Origin of the sequence: Moraxella oculi (assembly GCF_023336735.1) — a bacterium.
Taxonomy (GTDB): domain Bacteria; phylum Pseudomonadota; class Gammaproteobacteria; order Pseudomonadales; family Moraxellaceae; genus Moraxella; species Moraxella oculi.
The window spans coordinates 84,509-104,236 of record NZ_JAMBAQ010000001.1 but is presented as its reverse complement, the minus strand read 5'-3'; the positions used below and the strand labels follow the sequence as shown (position 1 = coordinate 104,236).

16 protein-coding genes and 2 pseudogenes are annotated in these 19,728 nt (G+C 41.7%); 7 read left to right on the top strand and 11 right to left on the bottom strand.

All coding sequences use genetic code 11. The features are described 5' to 3' along the window. Positions 1-2: 2 nt before the first annotated feature. The 9 genes and pseudogenes from rarD to M2R47_RS00440 form a co-directional block, all read right to left on the bottom strand. Entirely contained in the window at positions 3-899 is an 897-nt protein-coding gene (gene rarD, locus M2R47_RS00480) for an EamA family transporter RarD (protein WP_249097471.1), read from the bottom strand. Between the two features lie 161 nt (positions 900-1,060). Further along, positions 1,061-2,374 (bottom strand): annotated as a pseudogene (aroA, locus tag M2R47_RS00475) (3-phosphoshikimate 1-carboxyvinyltransferase); the annotation flags it as partial. A 109-nt stretch (positions 2,375-2,483) separates the two neighbouring features. Further along, positions 2,484-3,722: a PDDEXK-like family protein gene (locus M2R47_RS00470; RefSeq protein WP_249097469.1), complete on the bottom strand. Its 1,239-nt coding sequence runs from the start codon at positions 3,720-3,722 to the stop codon at positions 2,484-2,486. 23 nt (positions 3,723-3,745) lie between these two features. Further along, positions 3,746-4,669 carry a prephenate dehydrogenase/arogenate dehydrogenase family protein gene (locus M2R47_RS00465; RefSeq protein WP_249097467.1) on the bottom strand — a complete coding sequence of 308 codons (924 nt, stop codon included), beginning with the start codon at positions 4,667-4,669 and terminating at the stop codon, positions 3,746-3,748. 150 nt (positions 4,670-4,819) lie between these two features. Further along, on the bottom strand, positions 4,820-5,929 hold the full coding sequence (gene pheA, locus M2R47_RS00460) for a prephenate dehydratase (protein ID WP_249097465.1): 1,110 nt from the start codon (positions 5,927-5,929) through the stop codon (positions 4,820-4,822). Positions 5,930-6,109: 180 nt separating this feature from the next. Continuing rightward, on the bottom strand, positions 6,110-7,408 hold the full coding sequence (locus M2R47_RS00455; RefSeq protein ID WP_249097462.1) for an ABC1 kinase family protein: 1,299 nt from the start codon (positions 7,406-7,408) through the stop codon (positions 6,110-6,112). 15 nt (positions 7,409-7,423) lie between these two features. Then, positions 7,424-8,200, bottom strand: coding sequence for a HesA/MoeB/ThiF family protein (locus tag M2R47_RS00450; RefSeq protein ID WP_249097461.1), 777 nt, complete (start codon positions 8,198-8,200; stop codon positions 7,424-7,426). Continuing rightward, positions 8,193-9,014 (bottom strand): peptide chain release factor N(5)-glutamine methyltransferase, encoded by an 822-nt coding sequence (gene prmC / locus M2R47_RS00445; RefSeq protein WP_249097459.1) that lies wholly within the window; start codon positions 9,012-9,014, stop codon positions 8,193-8,195. The genes M2R47_RS00450 and prmC overlap by 8 nt, the downstream gene beginning before the upstream one ends. A 16-nt stretch (positions 9,015-9,030) precedes the next feature. Further along, positions 9,031-10,854, bottom strand: a complete 1,824-nt coding sequence (locus tag M2R47_RS00440) for an AmpG family muropeptide MFS transporter (protein WP_249097455.1) — start codon at positions 10,852-10,854, stop codon at positions 9,031-9,033. Positions 10,855-11,148: 294 nt separating this feature from the next. On the opposite strand from M2R47_RS00440, the gene M2R47_RS00435 reads away from it, so the two are divergent. Beyond that, the gene (locus tag M2R47_RS00435; protein WP_249097765.1) at positions 11,149-12,090 is read left to right on the top strand and encodes a LysR substrate-binding domain-containing protein; all 942 of its coding nucleotides are present in this window, start codon (positions 11,149-11,151) and stop codon (positions 12,088-12,090) included. Between the two features lie 80 nt (positions 12,091-12,170). On the opposite strand, the gene M2R47_RS00430 is transcribed toward M2R47_RS00435, so the two are convergent. Further along, the gene (locus M2R47_RS00430; protein ID WP_249097453.1) at positions 12,171-12,752 is read right to left on the bottom strand and encodes an FxsA family protein; all 582 of its coding nucleotides are present in this window, start codon (positions 12,750-12,752) and stop codon (positions 12,171-12,173) included. Positions 12,753-12,886: 134 nt separating this feature from the next. Here M2R47_RS00430 and ruvC point away from each other — a divergent pair, with 134 nt between their 5' ends. After that, a complete protein-coding gene (gene ruvC, locus M2R47_RS00425; protein WP_249097450.1) occupies positions 12,887-13,471 on the top strand; it encodes a crossover junction endodeoxyribonuclease RuvC in 585 nt (194 codons plus the stop codon). A 194-nt stretch (positions 13,472-13,665) separates the two neighbouring features. Then, positions 13,666-14,325 (top strand): TerD family protein, encoded by a 660-nt coding sequence (locus tag M2R47_RS00420; protein WP_249097447.1) that lies wholly within the window; start codon positions 13,666-13,668, stop codon positions 14,323-14,325. A gap of 85 nt (positions 14,326-14,410) precedes the next feature. On the opposite strand, the gene leuA is transcribed toward M2R47_RS00420, so the two are convergent. Beyond that, positions 14,411-16,138 carry a 2-isopropylmalate synthase gene (gene leuA / locus M2R47_RS00415; RefSeq protein ID WP_249097445.1) on the bottom strand — a complete coding sequence of 576 codons (1,728 nt, stop codon included), beginning with the start codon at positions 16,136-16,138 and terminating at the stop codon, positions 14,411-14,413. A 393-nt stretch (positions 16,139-16,531) separates the two neighbouring features. Here leuA and M2R47_RS00410 point away from each other — a divergent pair. The 4 genes and pseudogenes from M2R47_RS00410 to M2R47_RS00395 all read left to right on the top strand — a co-directional run. Beyond that, a pseudogene (locus M2R47_RS00410) lies at positions 16,532-17,257 on the top strand (glycosyltransferase family 2 protein); the annotation flags it as partial. A 16-nt stretch (positions 17,258-17,273) separates the two neighbouring features. Then, a complete protein-coding gene (locus M2R47_RS00405; protein WP_249097442.1) occupies positions 17,274-18,104 on the top strand; it encodes a glycosyltransferase family 25 protein in 831 nt (276 codons plus the stop codon). A 56-nt stretch (positions 18,105-18,160) separates the two neighbouring features. Then, a complete protein-coding gene (locus M2R47_RS00400; RefSeq protein ID WP_249097440.1) occupies positions 18,161-18,925 on the top strand; it encodes a glycosyltransferase family 25 protein in 765 nt (254 codons plus the stop codon). After that, positions 18,922-19,713: a glycosyltransferase family 25 protein gene (locus M2R47_RS00395; RefSeq protein ID WP_249097438.1), complete on the top strand. Its 792-nt coding sequence runs from the start codon at positions 18,922-18,924 to the stop codon at positions 19,711-19,713. The genes M2R47_RS00400 and M2R47_RS00395 overlap by 4 nt, the downstream gene beginning before the upstream one ends. Positions 19,714-19,728 lie beyond the last annotated feature (15 nt).

The following is a 19,728-nucleotide window of genomic DNA, read 5'->3' as shown; positions in this document are numbered from 1 at the left end:
AATCAATCTTTTTTGTTGACCAAGATCAACCGCTGCTTTTTTAGCATATCCACACTAAATACCGCCAGCCCCAACCATATTATGCCAAAAACTGTCAGTTTTCCCACATCAATCGGCTCACGATAATAACATACTGCAATGATTAGTATGGAAGTGGGAATGATGTATTGCATAAAACTCAAAATATTCAAATCAACCAGTTTTGTAGCCTGTTTATACAAAAGTAACGGTACTAAGGTAACAGGACCTGACATCATCAGTAACCAAATGTCTGCAGATACCCAAAATGAAAGTTCATTACTTGGCAACTCATGTGTTGCAAACCACATGATACAAAACGGCACCAGCATGGCAGTTTCCAAAAACAATCCTGACACACCATCTAGAGGTGTGCGTTTTTGTATCAATCCATATATCGCAAATGGCAACGCCAATGATAAAGAAAGCACTGGGAAAAAGCCCAGCATGAACACCTGAATGATGATGGCCGTGCCTGCCAATGCGATGGCGACAACCTGCAGACGACTCAATTCTTCTTTTAAAATAAAGAATGACAAAGCCACTCCCATCAAAGGACTGATAAAATAGCCCAAGCTTGCATCAATGATTTTATCATGGGTTACCGCCCATACATAAAACAACCAGTTGCTTGCGATTAGCACCCCTGAAATCAAAGTCCATATGAGAATTTTTGGATTTTTTTTGATGAGTGCGACAGCGTGCCAGTGCTTTTTAATGATTAGGAAAAACAACAAAACGATGCAGGTCCAAATCACTCGATGACCAATAACCTCGATGGCATCATAATGACTTAAGCTCTTAAAATAAAAAGGAAATAAACTCCAAATAAAATACGCTGCCAATCCTATCAGCAAGCCTGTTTGCTGGTTTGGTTTCATTGAATCATTCCACTTTAATACAATCACTAAGGCGATCACCAATGGTATTGCATTCACTCATCAAATTCAAAATTTCGTGTTTTTTTCATAGAATATGACAATGACCATTCAGTGATTAAATGGCGAGTGATGCTACTCAATTTTTCATGCCAAAGCCAATTTTAGGATAAGTCCGTATCCACGATTTCCAAATGAAGCCCTGCTTCTTTTGCCAATGTCGCAAAATTGGGAAAGCTCGTCGCTACCGTCTGTGTGCCATTGATCACGATTTCATCAGATGCCCTAAGGCTTGCCACCGCAAAGCTCATTGCAATGCGATGGTCGTGATGACATTCAATCTCACCACCACCAAACACAAACTCACTCTGACCACGCCCTATGATCTCAATGCCGTCATCAAGCACCGTGCAATCAATACCAAGCGTTGTCAAACCGTCCGCCATTACCTGTATGCGGTCGGATTCTTTTACTCTTAGCTCTTCTGCTCCACGCAAAACGGTCTTGCCTGTGGCACAGCTGCTTGCGATAAAAATCACAGGAAATTCATCAATGGCAAGCGGAACAAGATGTAAGGGAATCTCAATGCCGTGCAATGGGCTTGATTTAACACAAATGTCAGCCACAGGTTCGCCACCGACAAGCGTTTGGTTTTGCAAAGTAATATCCGCCCCCATTAGGCGTAAAATATCAATCACGCCTGTGCGAGTGGGGTTGATACCCACCTTTGGTAGCACCACATCGCCAGTTTTGGCAATCAGACCTGCCACCATAAAAAATGCAGCCGCCGAAATGTCCGCAGGCACTTCAATGTCGCACGCTGTCAGCTGTCCACCGCCTGTTAGGCGGATTTCGTTGCCGTTCTGCAAAGGCGTAACTTTGACATCATAACCAAAGGCATTCAGCATTCGCTCGGTGTGGTCTCGGGTAATTTCAGGCTCAATCACCACCGTTTCGCCTTTTACCCACAGCCCCGCCAAAAGTAGGCAGGATTTGACTTGGGCGGACGCCATTGGCATATTATAATGGATAGCGGACAGCGTTTGACCGCCTGTAATCGTGATTGGTGGCGTGCCTTTTTCGCCTGTTGTAGCAATGACTGCCCCCATTTGGCGTAAGGGTTTAGCGACTCGCTCCATTGGGCGTTTTGATAGGCTTTCATCGCCAATCATTGTGCTATCAAAGTCTTGGGCGGATAAAATCCCTGACAAAAGTCGCATACTCGTGCCAGAGTTGCCCATATCTAGGGGCTTTTTTGGGGCTTTTAACCCACCCATTCCCACGCCATAAATCGTTACCTTGTCGCCGTCTCGGTCAATCTGCACACCCATATCACGAAAGGCTTGCAAGGTAGAAAGAGCGTCTTCGCCTTCTAAGAAATTGGTAACACGAGTTACGCCATTCGCCAAAGAACCAAACATAATCGAGCGGTGCGAAATGGATTTGTCAGGGGCGACTTTGTGCATGCCTGTAAAGGTGGTGCTTGGGGTGATGTGGTATTTCATAGGGTTTTCCTAAAAAAGGCTTGTTAATTTGTTAGAGAGTAAGGTGCTTGCTTTTAAATAAAAAGTACGCACCAATATTAAATCAAGGGTCAATTTTAATATTGTTATTTACAACATTATCATATAATTCATCAATTTCTTCCATAATATCATTAGCCAAACTACCATCGTTGATTTTTTCCCAAATATCAGCATTTTTTTGCCAACGCTCACGGTTTTCTAGGCTATAATAAGCCAACCATTCTATGCCTTTGACGATATTTTTATGAGATAATGACTGCACCAATTGTTCTGATATTTTGTTGTGAATGCAATGCCCCTTTATGATATTTTTGTCAATTGCTGAATAGCCCATTATAAAACCATTATAATTTGTATTTTCAAACCTAAAACAAATATACAAATTACGCTCTTTTACTTCCAAATAAAAACCGTTTTTATCATATGACTTTTCATTCAGTTCATTGAGTCTATTTTTAGATAATTGATACTCAGTTTTTTGCTTGATTTTTTCAGTTAATTGTTTGTTTAATTTTTCAATTAAATTTTTTTGTAATGTTGGAATTTGATTGGCAATTTTAATCGCTGAAATAATACTTTCATTACTTTCTAGCATTGCATTGATAATGGCATTTTGTTCACTCATATCACTTATTCCCATAAATTGTTTTTGAATAAACTTGATAAATTGGTTAATAAATTCTAAAACACTAACATTTTGACAATCCGACTTACAAGCATTTAACCAATCCACCAAATCATTATAGCTAATATGGCTAAATTCATTGTTAATTTGCCATTGTTCTAAATCTTCTGATTTTACACTATCATCACTTGGTAAAGTTTGGGACAAATAAACCAAATGTTGATAAGAATGTTTTCTATTTTTTAATTCTTTATAATAATCACTTAACTGGTCTTGTTGGTCTTTGGCATAAGGTTTATTTTCAATACAAATACCGTATTTAACACCATCGGTTAAGTAAATATCCATTTTCCGATTAGATTGGCTCGCGTATGTAATTTCTTCTGTTTTAACACGGATATTGGCTAAATTATCCAAAAACCCATTCCACTCTTGGCATTGCAGATTTGGCAAACAGATTTTAATAAAGTTTTTTAAAAATAAATCATCTTGCTGATGAGAGCCTTTTGGATTTAATAAATCCGCCAAAATATGGCTTAAATTAGTTTCATTAGTGGCAATATATTTAAAAATACTAAAATTTGGGGCAAGCTGTTTGGCGTACAGTCTTTTTGAAGTGTTGATAAGTTGTATTTCAGTACTGACGGTTTTTAGTAAGTTTTTAATTTCTTGCATTATTTAAACCCTTTTTACATATTCTAAGAACCATTCTTTAACTTCTCTTTCTCCACCAATAACCGCCCAAAATATTCTCGTGCGTTTTTGGCAATTTCAAAAGTTTGTAATAATTTTTCAGAGTTATCATTTTCAATATCAGTTTTTAATTGATTTAATATCACCTGATAATTTTCTAGCCCCTGTAATACTGCCTGTTTATTTGCCAAAAAAATATCGTGCCACATAATCGGAGAGCTTGCCGAAATGCGACTAAAATCCCGAAATCCACCGCCTGCATAACGAAAAATATTTAAACTTTCCTCATCTTTGGCAAGCTGAAAAGTCAACGCATAGGACAATAAATGCGGCAGGTGGCTTGTCAGTGCCAAAACTTCATCGTGTTTATCTGCTGGCATAAAATCCACACTCGCCCCAAATGCCTGCCAAAGGGTAGTGATTTTATCCACCGCTTGCTTGTCATTAAAATCGTGTGGACAAATAATGAGTCTTGAGGCTTTAAACAAATTGCCATCTCTTGCCATAAAGCCTGACTTTTCAGCCCCTGCAATGGGGTGAGCCAGCACCAAATTGGGCGGTAATCTGCCAAAAATATCAAAAGCGTCTTTTAAAATATTACCTTTGGTGCTGGCGGTATCGCTGATGATAATGTCGTTTGGCAATAGTTTATCATCCATGGCGGTTTTGATTTTGGCGAAAATTGCTTTTAGGGCAAAAGCAGGCACAGCAATGATGATGCAGTTGCAATCTTTTAAAACGCCTGTCTTTGCCAATGCCAATAAATCATCATCACCACTTGTGATTAATTTTTCAGATATGGCATTTTGAATGACGAATTTATCAAAATCCACGGCATATAGATGATTGACAAGGCGATGATCAATGATTGATTGCAAAATGCTGCCACCAATTAAACCAAGTCCGATGATTAGGGTTTTGTTAAACATTTTATTTTATGCTTATTTAAGGTTAAACATCTTTGCAAATTTACCCCAAGTTTTTAAAAAAACCACGCAGGAAAAGTTGCTTATCCGTGTTCATTAATGGTTAAAGTTTCGGTTTTCATTTTTTTAACACCAAAACTTTAAATTCAAATATCAAATCACCGCTTTTGGATATGACCCCAATACTCGCACATGTTTGGCGATATTGCTAATGTCGTCAATGGCTTTTTTGACATTCTCATCAGTGATATGCCCCACCATATCAATAAAAAATACATACGCCCATTTAGTTTGACGCTCGGGGCGTGTCTCAATGCTGGTCATAGATACATTGTGTTTGGCAAGGGGCTGTAAAATATCAATCAATGCCCCTGCTTTGTCTTTGGCAGATACTAAGATTGATGTTTTGTCTTGACCGCTTGGGGCGACGCTTTCACGACCAATAATTAAAAATCGTGTGGTATTACTTGGGTCGTCTTCAATGTTTTCGTGTAGCTTATGCAAATCATATTCAGCGGCTGCCACATCGCCTGCAATGGCGGCACTATGCCATTCGCTCTTGATACGCCGTGCCGCTTCGCCGTTACTAGATACCGCCACTCGCTCTATATTGGCATAATGGGTATCTAGCCATTGACGGCATTGAGCTAGGGCTTGTTGATGGGCGTAAATTTTGGAGATTGCTCCGACTTTGGTGTGTTTATCCACCAAGAATTGATGATGAATGGGCAATTCCACTTCGCCAATGATTTTTAAATCAGAAGACAAAAATCCGTCTAAGGTGTGATTGACCACGCCTTCGCTTGAATTTTCCACAGGCACAACGCCATACATCACCGCACCACTCTCCACTTCACGAAACACATCGGCAATCGTTACCAAAGGTGCCACGGTCGCCGCCTTACCAAAATGTTTCAGAGCGGCAGCGTGGGTAAAAGTGCCAGCAGGTCCAAGATAAGCAACCCTTTGGGGGGCTTCCAATTCCAAACAGACTGACATGATTTCACGAAACAGACGAGCCATCTTCTCCCCACTTAATGGACCACTATTTCGCTCCATCACAGCCTGCAATACTTGAGCTTCTCGTTCTGGGCGATAAAAAATGGGGTGTGTCTCATGGTGTTTTTTGGTAATGGCAACTTTTTGGGCGATGCTTGCTCGCTGATTGATCAAGTGTTGAATCTGCTCATCAATGTGGTCAATCTTGCTACGCAAGTCGGTGATTTTTAAAGTATCCAACTGCTGGGGGTCATACTCATTCATACAGTACTCTCATGTGCCTTATCAATCATCAAGAAGGTTGCTAATGATAGCATGATTTTTATCAAAATATGGCAAATCACCTAAAAATATGGCGGCTTTTACACTCGCCAACACACATGGGGCAAACAAACATTGATGATTTTTATCAAACACATCAAGACTAAAACGCACCATCCAACATTAGTCATTGCCATTCATCATTTTTAATCGCTCGCCCTCAAACAGCTCCATCTGAGGTGCAAGGGTTACCATGAATCGATCAAAATACAACAGTTGTTTTAACAACAGTGCAAAATCTCTTGGGAAATGAATGCCATGCCGTTTGCCCACATCGGCCAATTCAAGCATCATTGCATTGAGATTTTCAGGCTGATTGCCCTTGTCCATCTCACCAAACATGCGACCCAAATCCTCGCCAAGTCGCTCAACATTCACTTGGTCATGCGTCATACCAATCAACACCATTGCCCTTGCCATGCCTTGATGATCATTCATCTGCAAGCTTTGTACCAAAGAAAAGCACGCCTGCAGGCTGTCGGTGTCAATACGCCCAACCAATCCAAAATCTAAAAATGCAATTCGTCCATCATCAAGCATCATCAGATTGCCTGCATGTAAATCAGCGTGAAATTCCCCCATCATCATGAGTGATAAAAACCAAGTGTCCAACACATCGGTCATTGCTTGGCGTGCTTTATCATCATCACTGGCAAGATCCAAAGTCTCATCAACCAAAGATTTGCCAATCAAAAGATCCATCGTTAATACTCGTTTGGTTGTCAAGTCGTGATGAACCACAGGGGCGAGAATTTGGGTATTGCCTGTCTGTTTTAGGAAGTTGGAGAATCGTTCAATATGGCGACTTTCCGCCACAAAATCCGTCTCCATCAGCATTCTAGAACGAATCTCATCTAAAATCGGTGCAAGATTGGCAGCTTTCATAGAAGGCATGAGTTTTTCAATCAACCAAAATCCACCATGCAAAACACTCAAATCAGTATGAATGACAGTACCCACATTGGGCTTTTGTACTTTTAATGCCACTTGACAACCGCCGACAAGCGTTGCTCGATGCACCTGAGCGATGCTTGCCGATGCCAAAGGCTTTGGGTCAATGTGTTCAAAAATATCCCCAAGACCTCGATCATCACCAAGCTTTGTGGCGAATTCTTCACGCAAAACCGTCAAGATTTCATTAAAAGGTATGGGCGTGGTGGCATCAAGACAATCTTGAAAAGCCAAAACATAGTCTTTGGGAAAAATGGACGGCGTGCTGGCAATGAACTGCCCCAACTTGATATAAGTAACCCCCATTTGTTCAAACGACTCTTTTAATAAATGAGCATTCATCTGCTCGCCTGTGGCAACTCTCAATGCAGACAGTCCTGCAACACTGGCAGTCCTTTGAAGGCGTCCTAATACATTCAACCCTGTACTGATGGATTTTTTTGCAACAGATAATGGAGATTTTTTAAACATACTGATCACTTTTAATCATATTTTAGAGTGAGAAATGATTGGTCTTTGGCAGACTGGACAATCTGGGTTTTGACTGAATTTGACTTTCCTTAAACTCATCGTCCGACCTTGCCATAACAATAATTCATTGGCAATCGAATGATGATGGCGACCCAGAAAATCCAATGCCACTTGTGCAGTCATTGAGCCGATGATTGATACCGTACTGGCAAGCACCCCAGAGCTGGCACAGGTCATCTCATCGCCTGCTTCTGCACCAAACAAGCAATGATAACACCCTGTTTCGGTCGTGAATAAAGCAATCTGCCCCACTTCGCCAATCGCAGAATTGGACAGCAGCGGCTTGCTTGCGGCACGACATGTTTGATTCAGCAGATCACGAATTGCAAAATTGTCTGTACAGTCAATCACAAGATCTGGTGAGAGTTGTGTGATGATGGCTGCCACATTATCCTGCGTCAATTTCACCTCTGTGTGCTGGATTTGAGTGAATGGATTATGTTGACGCAATCTTTGACAAGCAACTTTTGCCTTTGATTGTCCAACATCATCAGCCGTAAAAAGCGTTTGGCGTTGCAAATTACTTTCATCAACCACATCAAAATCCACCAAATGAAGAATGCCTATGCCTGCACGCACCAAAACCTGCGAAACAGGACAACCAAGCCCTCCCATGCCAACGATGAGCACGCTGCTTTTTTTTAGATTCAACTGAGCATCAATGTCCCAATCATCAAGCAAAATCTGCCGAGAGTACCGCAAAACTTCAGCATCGCTTAGCAAGTCAGTCATCACACACCCCCATCGTCAAGCGGTCATTACCGCCATAATCTTGCATGGTCATGATGGCTTGGTAGCCACATTGTTCAAATATTGCCTGCACACTTTGACGCTGATCATGCCCGTGTTCAATGATTAGCAGACCTTGTTTATTAAGGTATTTTTTCGCCCCATGAATGATGCGACGAATGTCTGCCAGTCCACCATCATCTGCAACCAATGCCATGATTGGCTCTGCCGTTAATCCTGCCAAATGTTCATCATCATCAGCGATATAAGGCGGGTTTGAAACGATGATGTCAAAAGTATGATGGATGTTTTGGTACCAGTCAGATTGCACAAATGCACAATTATCTGCAGTTAATTTTTTGGCATTATTCATGGCAACGCTCAGTGCATCTGCAGAAAAATCCACCGCCAGCACCGACCATTTGGGCAGCTCTTTAGCAAGCGTGATGGCGACACACCCTGAGCCTGTGCCTAAGTCCAGTATCTTGCCTGATACCATTGACCCCTCTCTCACCCAGTCAAGTACCACCTCAACCAATCTTTCTGTATCTGGCCTTGGAATGAGCGTGTGTTCATTGACTGTAAATACTCGACCAAAAAACTCCTGCTCGCTTGTCAGATAAGCAAGTGGCACGCCATCTTTCATCTTGTCAATACCTGCATTAAAACGCATCAGCTCCACTGGCGTTAGCACATAATCCTCATGCGTCATCAAAAAGCTGACAGATTGATCCAGCACAAAACACAGCCAGCCTTGCCACCAGTGGCGTGGTAAATCACTTTGTCGATGTGCTTTTTTGATATCAACAATGGTCATACTGCCACCCAAGCTGTTAGTTTTTGACAACAAATCTGCCATCACCCAAGTCAATATGCTTACCTACCAAATACACCAAGAACAGCACAGGTAGCCCTAACAAAAAAGTAATGATAAAGAATGTCGGATAATTTGTCGCTTCAACAATACTGCCTGAATACCCTCCTAAAATTTTAGGAGATAGCGTCATCAGTGATGAGAACAATGCGTACTGCACCGCCGTAAAACGAATGGAAGTCAGCACTGATAAAAATGCCACAAATACCGCACTTGCCATGCCGCTTGCCAAATTGTCAGCGATGACCGCCATGTATAGCATGCCTGTCGTTGGATGATTAAATAATAAGACAAACAGTAAGTTCGTCGCAGCTGCCAGGACCGCACCAACCATCATCGCAACGATGATGCGCATTTTTTGAGCAATAAAACCGCCCAAAAACCCACCCAAAATACTCATCGTCAAACCGACCAGCTTACTAGCGTCAGCGATTTGCACCTTGGTAAAGCCCAAATCTTGATAAAAGATATTGGCAATATTACCTGCCACAATGTCAGAGATGCGATAGACACCGATCAACATCAAGATGAGCACTGCTTTTTTACCATAAGTCTTAAAAAAATCTAAGATGGGCTCAACCCAATTTCGCATGGCCACTTGCTTTTTTATCAGACCCAGCCGAACCAACAGAGCAGCCACCAATGTCGCCACCAATGCACTGCCAATAAAACGCCCGCTTTCAAGCAAGAATCCTACCAGATTGGTATGCTTAGCATCACCAATCAATACACCACCAATGAAACGAAACGCAAAAATAAAAGCAAGCACAGATAACAAAAATACCAGCATCAGACGCAGATTGTCTCTGCCCTCTTGGCGTATTGCTTGCAAATCTTCATGTTTCATGACGACATTCTGCTTAATTTTTGGCTGATTAACCAATAAAAAAATCAAGAATAAAGGTGCAGGTACGAGCATCACCATGCCATAAGTCATGGCGATATTTGCCACTGTTTGAGTGATGACAAATGGGCTGTCTTGCATCTGCAAAATGCGTTCTGATATTTGATGAAGCAAATACCAAATGCCGTATGCCGCCATCGGAATGAGTGCCAATGCCGCATAAATACCCATGATTTTATCATTAAAAGATTGTTTTTTTGGTGTGAGTATCTCACTATTTGGCTCAGTCGCAACCAAGGTTGTCAATACCCCCACACCCATCACCAACGCCATGACCAAATAGGTATTTTTCCATGCACCGTACTGATAAAGCGTCTCTGACGAACCAAAATAAGTCGCCAAATATAACGCACCAGCTCCAGAGATAATCAGTCCCAATCGATAGCCAAACACATACAGTGCCGAGAAAGTCGTCTGCATTGACTTCGGCACAATCTCAATGCGATAGGCATCTATCACAATATCCTGAGATGCCGATGAAAACGCCAACAACACCGTGAATAACGCCATCATTTCTAGCGAGCTGATTTGACTTGCATTAGGACTGGTAAAAGCCATTAGCACAATCGCCAAAATGATGCAACACTGCATGAACAAAAGCCAACTGCGTCTTTTACCAAGATATTCTTTGAAGAAAGGAATGGATAAGCTGTCTACTAAAGGCGCCCAAAGAAATTTAAACGAGTATGCAAGACCTGCCCATGTGAACATCGTTATCGTGCTTTTGTCAATCTGAGCTTCTCTAAGCCAAATACTCAGCGTTGAGAATACCAAAAAATACGGCAAGCCTGCCGAAAAGCCAAGCATGAGCATGACAAGAGTGTTTTTACTAAAATAAGTGTCTTTTGACCAAGACGATGGGTGAGTTATATTCGCCATAACAATCCAAAATGACAAAAATCCAAATAAACACACAATATTAGAACAAAATCGCTTTTTTTGCAAAAATATTCGCACATCATGGTGAAATTTTTATCCCATTTGGTCATAAGCGTCATGAAAGTTCTGCTACAATATGCAAATATGGCATATACTTTTGCTGTTTTTGCTGGTTATTTTTTCCACACTCACTCTGTATAATGACCCAGTAACCACGCAAATGGCATGGTCATCTTATTAGTTGACACATTATCAATCACTAGGGATATTACCCAAGAACCATTTGGACTTTTTATGGCAATAGACATCGTCATCAATCAAAGACACCTACAAATTCAGCTCAAACAACTTGAAACCGTATGGCACACCATTGTTAATGGCTACAACCTTAGCCAAGCAGCGACTTTATTACACACCAGCCAATCAAGTCTATCCAAACAAATTCACGCCCTTGAAAGTCAACTTAAAGCTGATGTGTTTACTCGTCAAGGTAAACGCCTGACAGGACTTACTCCCATTGGTAAAGCATTGTTGCCACACATTGAAGCGATTTTTGCAGAAATCCGTAGCATTGAAAATTTGAGCTTAGATTTTAATAACGCCTCAGAAGGTACGCTGACAGTCGCCACCACGCACACCCAAGCACGATATGTCTTGCCCAGCATCGTCAAAGCATTTCGAGAAAAATTCTGCAAGGTGAATCTGGTACTACAACAAGCCGACCCAGAAACCATCGCACAAATGGTGATTCGTGGTCAAGCAAATATCGGCATTGCCACCGAATCCCTACTTAACAATGATGTGTTACGCTGTCATCGCTACTACGACTGGTCGCATGTCGTCATCGTTCCAAAAAATCATGAATTGGCGATTTTTGCTGGCGTGCTGGACGGTGTTGATTTGCCAACCTTGGCAAGCTATCCTCTCATCACATATCATGGAGGTTTCACAGGACGGGGCATGATAGATCAAGTATTCGCCAAAGAAGGTCTCACCCCAGAAATCGTGCTGGCCGCACTTGATGCTGATGTGATCAGTACTTATGTCTCATCAGGATTGGGTGTTGGCATCATCGCCGAAATGGCATACGAACCTAAGCACTATACAGATTTGGTCGCCATTCCCATCACCTATTTTGGACGATTTACAAGCTGGATTGCAGTGCGTGATGATAGTGAAGTTCGTAAATTTGGGCATGAATTCATCAAACTGTGTCAAGAGCAATTTGCCAACTAAAACCATCAAAAAATCCGCCAAAAAAAGCGGATTTTTTAGATATTATTTTTAGATATTAAATACACCAAAGGCTGGTTTTATCATTCTTCATTGGCGGATTTTAAACGCTTAGCTTCTTTTTGGACAGTTCTCGCCTCACCATCAACAGTCGCACCACCAAAACCACCATACCCAAAAGGACCGCCTTGACCGAATGGACTGTTAGGATTGATGCCACCACCCATGCCGAACGGACTTTTTCCACCCATCTGTTGCGACATCATTTGCAGGACTTTATCTTGATTTTTTAGGGCATAATTTTTAGCAGTAGTAGTAAGCTTTCTTTGTACAAATGGCAATAACAAGATCAACCCACCAACATCGGACAGCAAACCCGGTAATAAAAATAAAATGCCTGCAACGCCCATCGCTACCGACCGCGCAACCGTTGCTTCTGCGGGATGATTGGCAGGATTTGGAATGACACCATTTTGCATCTGTTTGAGTTGCTGTGCCATTGGGTTTAGTGTGTTTGCAGCTTTTTTGATGAGCATCAGACCAATAAAAGCGGCGATGATGAACCAGAAAAACACCCACCAACCACTCACAAACTGCGCCACCAAATACCAAAGAAGCATTTCAATGACGAACCAAACCAAAGCAATGCCAACGACCACACCCATAAATTTTCCTTATCAATCAATAAAATCAGCAGATTGTTAAAACACCCAAAATTAGGCTATACTATCAAATAATTTGGGCATTTGACAAGTTTTTCAAGCATAAAACTCACTTTTTTTGGGCAGTATTTTAAGACATGACACTCATCATAGGCATTGACCCTGGTTCACGCATGACAGGCTACGGCATCATCATCACGCATGCGGATAAACTTAGCTTTCTAGATGCAGGAACCATACGCACCGACAGCACGGACATGCCAACACGCATCGCACAGATTTTTTCTGGTGTCTCACGCATTGTTCAGCACTACCAAAAATACACCGAAGCTCCCATGCACGCAGCAATTGAGCAGGTGTTCATGGCAAACAATCCAGACTCTGCACTCAAATTAGGTCAAGCTCGTGGTGCTGCAATTGCCGCCTTGACAGCACTCAATCTTAGCGTCTCTGAATACACCGCACGCCAGATCAAGCAAGCCGTCTGTGGTTATGGTGCTGCCGACAAAGAACAGGTATCTGCGATGGTCTGTCGGATTTTATCGCTTGATGTCGTCCCACAAGCGGATGCGGCAGATGGCTTGGCATGTGCAATTTGCCATGCACATTCTAGCCATTCAATGTATAAATTGCTTGGCAATACCCATCTATCCAGTCGCAGCAGCTCTAAGAAAAAAGGTCGATGGCGGCTGTCAGAAGAAGACTTATTAAAACTACATTAATCCAAGCAGTCTGTCATCAAATGCACAATCACAAAAAGCAACCCATATGATGAGCGATGGGCTTAATCATGCGGTTTTGTTTTTTGTCGTAACGGATTGTACAGGTTGTATGAAGTGTTGATGAAATGGGTGTATTATCAGGATTTTTTGATGAAAATTTGCTACAATGACAAAAATTTTTTAGGAAAATCATCATGGACCAATCCGTAACAGACCAGCCACTAAAAACTTTTTTTGAACCAAAAACCCTAAGAGAGCTTGGTATCTCAGGTCACATTCTCACACCTGCGATACGATATGACCACACCGCCTTGCCAAAACAAGGACTGGCAAAATGGCTGTCCAAACTACCAAAAATGAGCAAAAAGCCCATCGTCATGGACATTGATGTTGGTTGCGTCTTGATGAATCAGACGGGTAAAATCCTAGATGCTGTCCATTATGGCAATATTCGAACCAATGATGACAGCGTCCGTCATGGTGGTGATGGTCTGTCTGGAGCGATTGACCTTGAAAGCAGATTCATCAACCAAGAACAAATCCACCTACACCTGGGCAAACTTGGGCGTGATGTGCATCATCTTTTCATCATCATTGCCAACCGACACAAGCAACCCCTAGCTCTCGCCAATAAAGGCGTGGGCTTACTTAAAGACAATGAAGGTGCATTAGTGCATGATTTTGAGATGGCTTCTTTAAATGAAGACACCAACGCACTCATTGCCTGGCATCTAAAAAAAGACGGTGGCGACTGGATGGTTCATGCCCCACTCAAACCCATCAAACATGGCGACATGATTGATCTTATTACAAGATCTGACGACCTCTTATCTGCCAGCAATGCTCGATGGTAAATTAAGATCAGTTGGCTGTTGTGGCATGTTTTGACACAACAGTCCGCTTAGCCAGCTCACATTTCATCATCAACATCACCAACACTCACCATGCTTGGGATAAGGCTGACAAGGCGGATTTTAGCATGGCGGATAAGGTACTGTTACACACACCAACTCCTGAATATATCTCCCCTTCGACATTAAGCTGCACATAGGCGGCGGCGGTTGAGTTGGTCTGATTCTCTCCAAAATCCTGAAGCATGCTGGGTGTCATTTGGGTATTGATGGCGTGTTCTGAATAGTTGGTTACATGAATATTTTTATTGGTGGCGGTAACCAAGCCATCAATGAAAGCGGACAACGCACCATTACCTCGACCATTGATGTGTAGTACGGTATTAAGAACGCTGACTTGACCATCAAAAAACACTTCACTGCCTTTATTGTTGATTTGATAATCGCTCAATTTAAAGATTTCTTGGCTTAAAAAAGTCTGAGTAAACATATTTAGCAACTCTTCATTTTTTAGCTCCCTTGCCAACGATTCAGCTTGTCTTTGTACCACTTTAGCAAAGTCAATTTGCGTCCATCTGGGCAAATCAAAACCATAATGTTGTTGCAAAACATACGCCACCCCACCTTTTCCAGACTGGCTATTGATGCGCACCAACTCTTGATAACCTCGTCCAATATCAGCAGGATCAATGGGTAAGTATGGTACTTCCCAATAAATCTTAGATTTTGGGTGCTGATCATCATGATTGAGCGACTTTTTAATGGCATCTTGATGTGAGCCACTAAATGCCGTAAACACCAAATCACCCACATAAGCATGGCGTGGATGTACAGGCAGATTGGTGCATTCGGTCGCCACTTGCACAATCGCACTCATCTGCGACAAATCAAGCTCTGGGTCTATGCCTTGAGTATATAGATTCATCGCCATCGTCAAGATGTCCATGTTTCCAGTACGCTCTCCATTGCCCAATAGCGTTCCTTCCACACGGTCGGCCCCCGCCATGACACCAAGCTCACTCGCCGCCACGCCACAGCCACGATCATTATGGGTGTGCAAACTGATGATCACATCTTGCCTACTGGGCAAATGCCGACAAAAATACTCAATCTGATCGGCATATAGGTTTGGCGTGCTGGCTTCCACGGTGGCAGGCAGATTTAAAATCACTTGTTGCCCAATGGCAGGTTGCCAGACATCGCACACCGCTTGGCAGACTTCTATGGCAAAGTCAGTCTCTGTTTGGCTAAAGCTCTCTGGACTGTATTCAAAGATCCATAGAGTGTCAGGATAGTGCTGGGCAATCTCTTTAACCCAAGTCGCACCAGCCACTGCGATTGACTTAATACCTTGCTTATCAAGCTGATATACTTTATCTCTTTGAACTTTGGAGGTAGAATTATAAACATGAATGATGGCTTTTTTTGCGCCTTGCAGACTTTCAAAAGTACGCTCAATCAAATGCTTGCGAGATTGAACCAAAACTTGTATCGTAACATCATCAGGCACATGACCGCCCTCAATGAGTAGACGAGTAAAATCAAACTCAATCTGAGAAGCCGATGGAAAGCCGATTTCTATCTGCTTAAACCCAACCGCCACCAAAAGCTTGAAGAATTTTAATTTTTGCTCAATGGTCATCGGATCAATCAAAGCCTGATTACCATCTCTTAAATCAACGCTTGCCCAAATGGGTGCTTTATCAATGCGTTTATCGCACCAAGTACGATCAGGCAGATGCGGTGCAAAATCAAAAGGGCGGTATTTGTTATGATTAAATGCTGGATTTTTTGGGATAATTTTTGATACTGACATGATCACCATTCTTACATTTTTCAATAAGCCATCAATCAAGATGATGGTCGACATCTTAATAAAAATATCTTAACAAAATTCACGACATTTTTTTACCAATTTCATGAATTTTTTTCCCAATATTCATATAAAATCACCATAAAATAAGCACCTTGTCATCAAATCCACCAAAAAAAATACATGACTTTTAAAAAAAATTATGGCATTCACAATGACACACAGGTCATGAACTTTGACAAGCATTTCATCGCAGGGCGTATGAGATTTTGGACACCATCCAATCTTCAACTTCAAAAATTATCATCTGATACTTAAATTTTTGGCTAATAATGAGTATAATGAAGCAAATTTTATTGATGATCCACCATGAAAAACCCCTCTTTATCTGTCGTCATGATTGTCAAGGACGAAGCACACAATCTCGCCATCTCTTTGCCCGCTCTAGGTGGCTTGGCAGATGAAATCATCATTCTAGATAGTGGCAGCAGTGATGGCAGTCGGCAGATTGCTGAACAGTACCATGCTAAATGGTTTGTCAATAATGACTGGCAAGGCTTTGGCAGACAACGCCAAATCGCCCAAAGTCATGCAACCGGCGATTGGATTTTGGCATTGGATGCTGATGAAGAAATCACTTCCCAATTAAAACAAAGCATTTTACAAATCATTCACACCAAACCTGACAATACGGTTTATGGTCTTAGACGATTGGATTTCATTGCTGGTCATCAAATTGACAATCCATACTGGGGCGTAAAATCTTACTGGCGATTGTTTCCAAGCTCTTTTGGCTTTAACGATTTGCGTGTGCATGAATCCTTGGACATCACAGGAGCAAAAACAGCAAGTTTGGCAGGATTTTTAAATCATCACACCGCCCCAACCCTCTCATTTTTATTAGAAAAACGCTTACAGTATGCTCAAATTTGGGCAGATGAACAGCACCAAAAAGGCAAAAGAACGACTTTCTTGGCCATACTCATCAATCCTTTGTGGCAGTTTTTGCGTCAATATGTTTTTGATGGGCGATTTTTACAGGGCAAATATGGGCTTGCTTATTCCCTAATATTTTGCCAATATACTTTCAATAAATATCTGTTGCTTTGGCAAAAAAATCATTTAAGATGACTTCATCATGAACATTTATATCATCAATTTAGAACAATCCACCGACAGACTGGCGTTACAGAAGCGTCAATTCGCCAAGCTTGGCTTGAAGTTTGAGCGATTGGCTGCCGTATCAGTGGAAGATGTTTCAGCCGATTTTTATCAGCGTCATATTCGACACGGGCAACGGCTGATGAAACAAACTGAAATGGCATGCTTTTTAAGTCATAAAAAAGCGTGGGAAAAGGTCGTCATGACGAATCAAGCAGCCGTCATTTTAGAAGATGATGCGGTACTGGTACATGATTTTGCTAAACTGTTATCGCAGATTGAAGGCTGCCAATTGGCAGCTAATATCGATCTTATCAATCTTGAAGTACAACCTAGAAATAAAATTGTCAGCAAAACCCCTTTTCAGGCATTATTAAATGACGAGTATCATCTGTATCATCTTTACCTAGAAAAAAGCGGCACAGGTGGCTATCTCATCTACCCAAACGGAGCGAAAAAACTGCTCCACAAAGCTGAAAAAACACTTGGTCTTGCCGATGCGTTCATCTATGGACACACAGGTTTAAAAGTTGCCCAAATCGAACCTGCCGCCTTACTCCAAGAGGTGATTTGCCCTGATTATGGCATTCCAGTGGAAATGCCACCAAAATCACTCATTGGAGCGATTCAAAACACCGTTGCCATCTCTCCTAACTTTTGGCATCGATGTTTATTTAAAAAAAACCGCATCATTGAACAACTCAAACTGGGCATCAGAACCATCAAGGCCGTACGCATGGGCGTCAAAAGACAAATCAATGTCAATCATGATAAATTTTTAAGCAAAAAAGCTAGGCGTGAAAGTTAATCCAGCTCTTTAACCACCAAATCAGCATACTCATATATTGACACGGAATTTAAAACATGAATAATCATGTCATCAGCCTGACGACCGCCAGCCAAAGACGAGAACACATCAATCATGAGTTTGGCAAACATTGCATTGATTTTGAGTTTTTTGATGCGGTTACGCCCAGCAGTCTGAAAGATACCGCCCAACGGTTGGACATTGATTTGAACAGCAAGCATCAGTTGAGTGAATACGAACTGAGCTGCCTGTGCAGTCATGTCTGCTTATGGAAAAAAGCGATTGATGACGACATGCCACACATCGCCATTTTTGAAGATGATGTCTATTTAAGCCGAGATGCTCATTCATTCTTAACCGATACCACTTGGATACCCAAAGATTCAGGCTTGATTAAGATTGAAAAAACCGCAAAAAAAGCATTATTAAAAAACCCCATCACTTTAAAGCATGGTCATCAACTGTCCACATTGCAGTCTATACACATTGGTGCTGGTGGCTATATTTTATCAAAAGATGCCGCCAAAAAATTGTACGATCATATCTTAACCCTAGACCATCTCGACCACATCGATCAGTACTTATTTAATACCGTGCTTAACAAGCATCTCATTCCCATTCATCAGCTCAACCCTGTATTATGTATTCAAGACTGCATTTTATACCCCGATCATCAAAAATTCTCCACACATTTACAGTGGCGAGAGCATGTAACAACCAAAAATCTGACCCTCATGCAAAAACTGGTACGAGAACTCAAACGACCTTTCATACAGCTAAAAGACCAGTTGCAACAAACCAAATTGGAATTTAGACCATGAAACTAAATAACCATGTCATCAGTCTGACGACCGCCAGCCAAAGACGAGAACACATCAGTCATGAGTTTGGCAAACATTGCATTGATTTTGAGTTTTTTGATGCAGTTACACCCAATCAATTATCCAGCTTGGCAGAAAAATTTCAAATCAACATTTCGCATGACACCCTAACCAAAGGCGAGTATGCTTGTTTATTTAGCCATCTGTGCTTATGGCAAAAAATGATCGATAATAACGACAGTCATATTGGCATCTTTGAAGATGATGTGCATTTGGGCGAACATGCTGATCAATTTTTAAGCAATAGCGACTGGATTATTGATGAGTGCAGGCTGATTAAGCTGGAGCATTTTTTTGACAAGTTGATGCTGGCAAAAGCCATTCATCATCATCAACACCGCTCAATCAGACAGCTTAAACAAGCCAACTTAGGGACTGCTGGATACATCATTCATCAAGACATGGCGAAAGCTTTGATAAACTATGTGCAAGAATCATTCAAACATCAAGCCAAGCCGATAGATCACCTCATGTTTGAGTGTTTTTTAAGCCGAGAGCCAAGCTTAAAAGTGTACCAACTGACTCCCGCTTTATGTATCCAAAGCGACCGACTGCCCAATCATCAAGCGATTAATAGCGATCTAGAAAAGGAACGCCAACAAAACCGCCTAGTCCTTAAAGGCGATAAGGCAAAATTGTCATTCGCTCAAAAAGTCAAAAGGGAGGGCAAACGACTGATGATGCAAGCTCATCATTTGGTTTTTTCTAGTAACATTGAATTCAAGTGAGTGGTTCTTAATATA

Coding starts and splice junctions, on each gene's coding strand:
- rarD (WP_249097471.1), bottom strand. CDS start 899: ATGAAACCAAACCAGCAAACAGGCTTGCTGATAGGATTGGCAGCGTAT.
- M2R47_RS00470 (WP_249097469.1), bottom strand. CDS start 3,722: ATGCAAGAAATTAAAAACTTACTAAAAACCGTCAGTACTGAAATACAA.
- M2R47_RS00465 (WP_249097467.1), bottom strand. CDS start 4,669: ATGTTTAACAAAACCCTAATCATCGGACTTGGTTTAATTGGTGGCAGC.
- pheA (WP_249097465.1), bottom strand. CDS start 5,929: ATGAATGAGTATGACCCCCAGCAGTTGGATACTTTAAAAATCACCGAC.
- M2R47_RS00455 (WP_249097462.1), bottom strand. CDS start 7,408: ATGTTTAAAAAATCTCCATTATCTGTTGCAAAAAAATCCATCAGTACA.
- M2R47_RS00450 (WP_249097461.1), bottom strand. CDS start 8,200: ATGACTGACTTGCTAAGCGATGCTGAAGTTTTGCGGTACTCTCGGCAG.
- prmC (WP_249097459.1), bottom strand. CDS start 9,014: ATGACCATTGTTGATATCAAAAAAGCACATCGACAAAGTGATTTACCA.
- M2R47_RS00440 (WP_249097455.1), bottom strand. CDS start 10,854: ATGGCGAATATAACTCACCCATCGTCTTGGTCAAAAGACACTTATTTT.
- M2R47_RS00435 (WP_249097765.1), top strand. CDS start 11,149: ATGGCAATAGACATCGTCATCAATCAAAGACACCTACAAATTCAGCTC.
- M2R47_RS00430 (WP_249097453.1), bottom strand. CDS start 12,752: ATGGGTGTGGTCGTTGGCATTGCTTTGGTTTGGTTCGTCATTGAAATG.
- ruvC (WP_249097450.1), top strand. CDS start 12,887: ATGACACTCATCATAGGCATTGACCCTGGTTCACGCATGACAGGCTAC.
- M2R47_RS00420 (WP_249097447.1), top strand. CDS start 13,666: ATGGACCAATCCGTAACAGACCAGCCACTAAAAACTTTTTTTGAACCA.
- leuA (WP_249097445.1), bottom strand. CDS start 16,138: ATGTCAGTATCAAAAATTATCCCAAAAAATCCAGCATTTAATCATAAC.
- M2R47_RS00405 (WP_249097442.1), top strand. CDS start 17,274: ATGAACATTTATATCATCAATTTAGAACAATCCACCGACAGACTGGCG.
- M2R47_RS00400 (WP_249097440.1), top strand. CDS start 18,161: ATGAATAATCATGTCATCAGCCTGACGACCGCCAGCCAAAGACGAGAA.
- M2R47_RS00395 (WP_249097438.1), top strand. CDS start 18,922: ATGAAACTAAATAACCATGTCATCAGTCTGACGACCGCCAGCCAAAGA.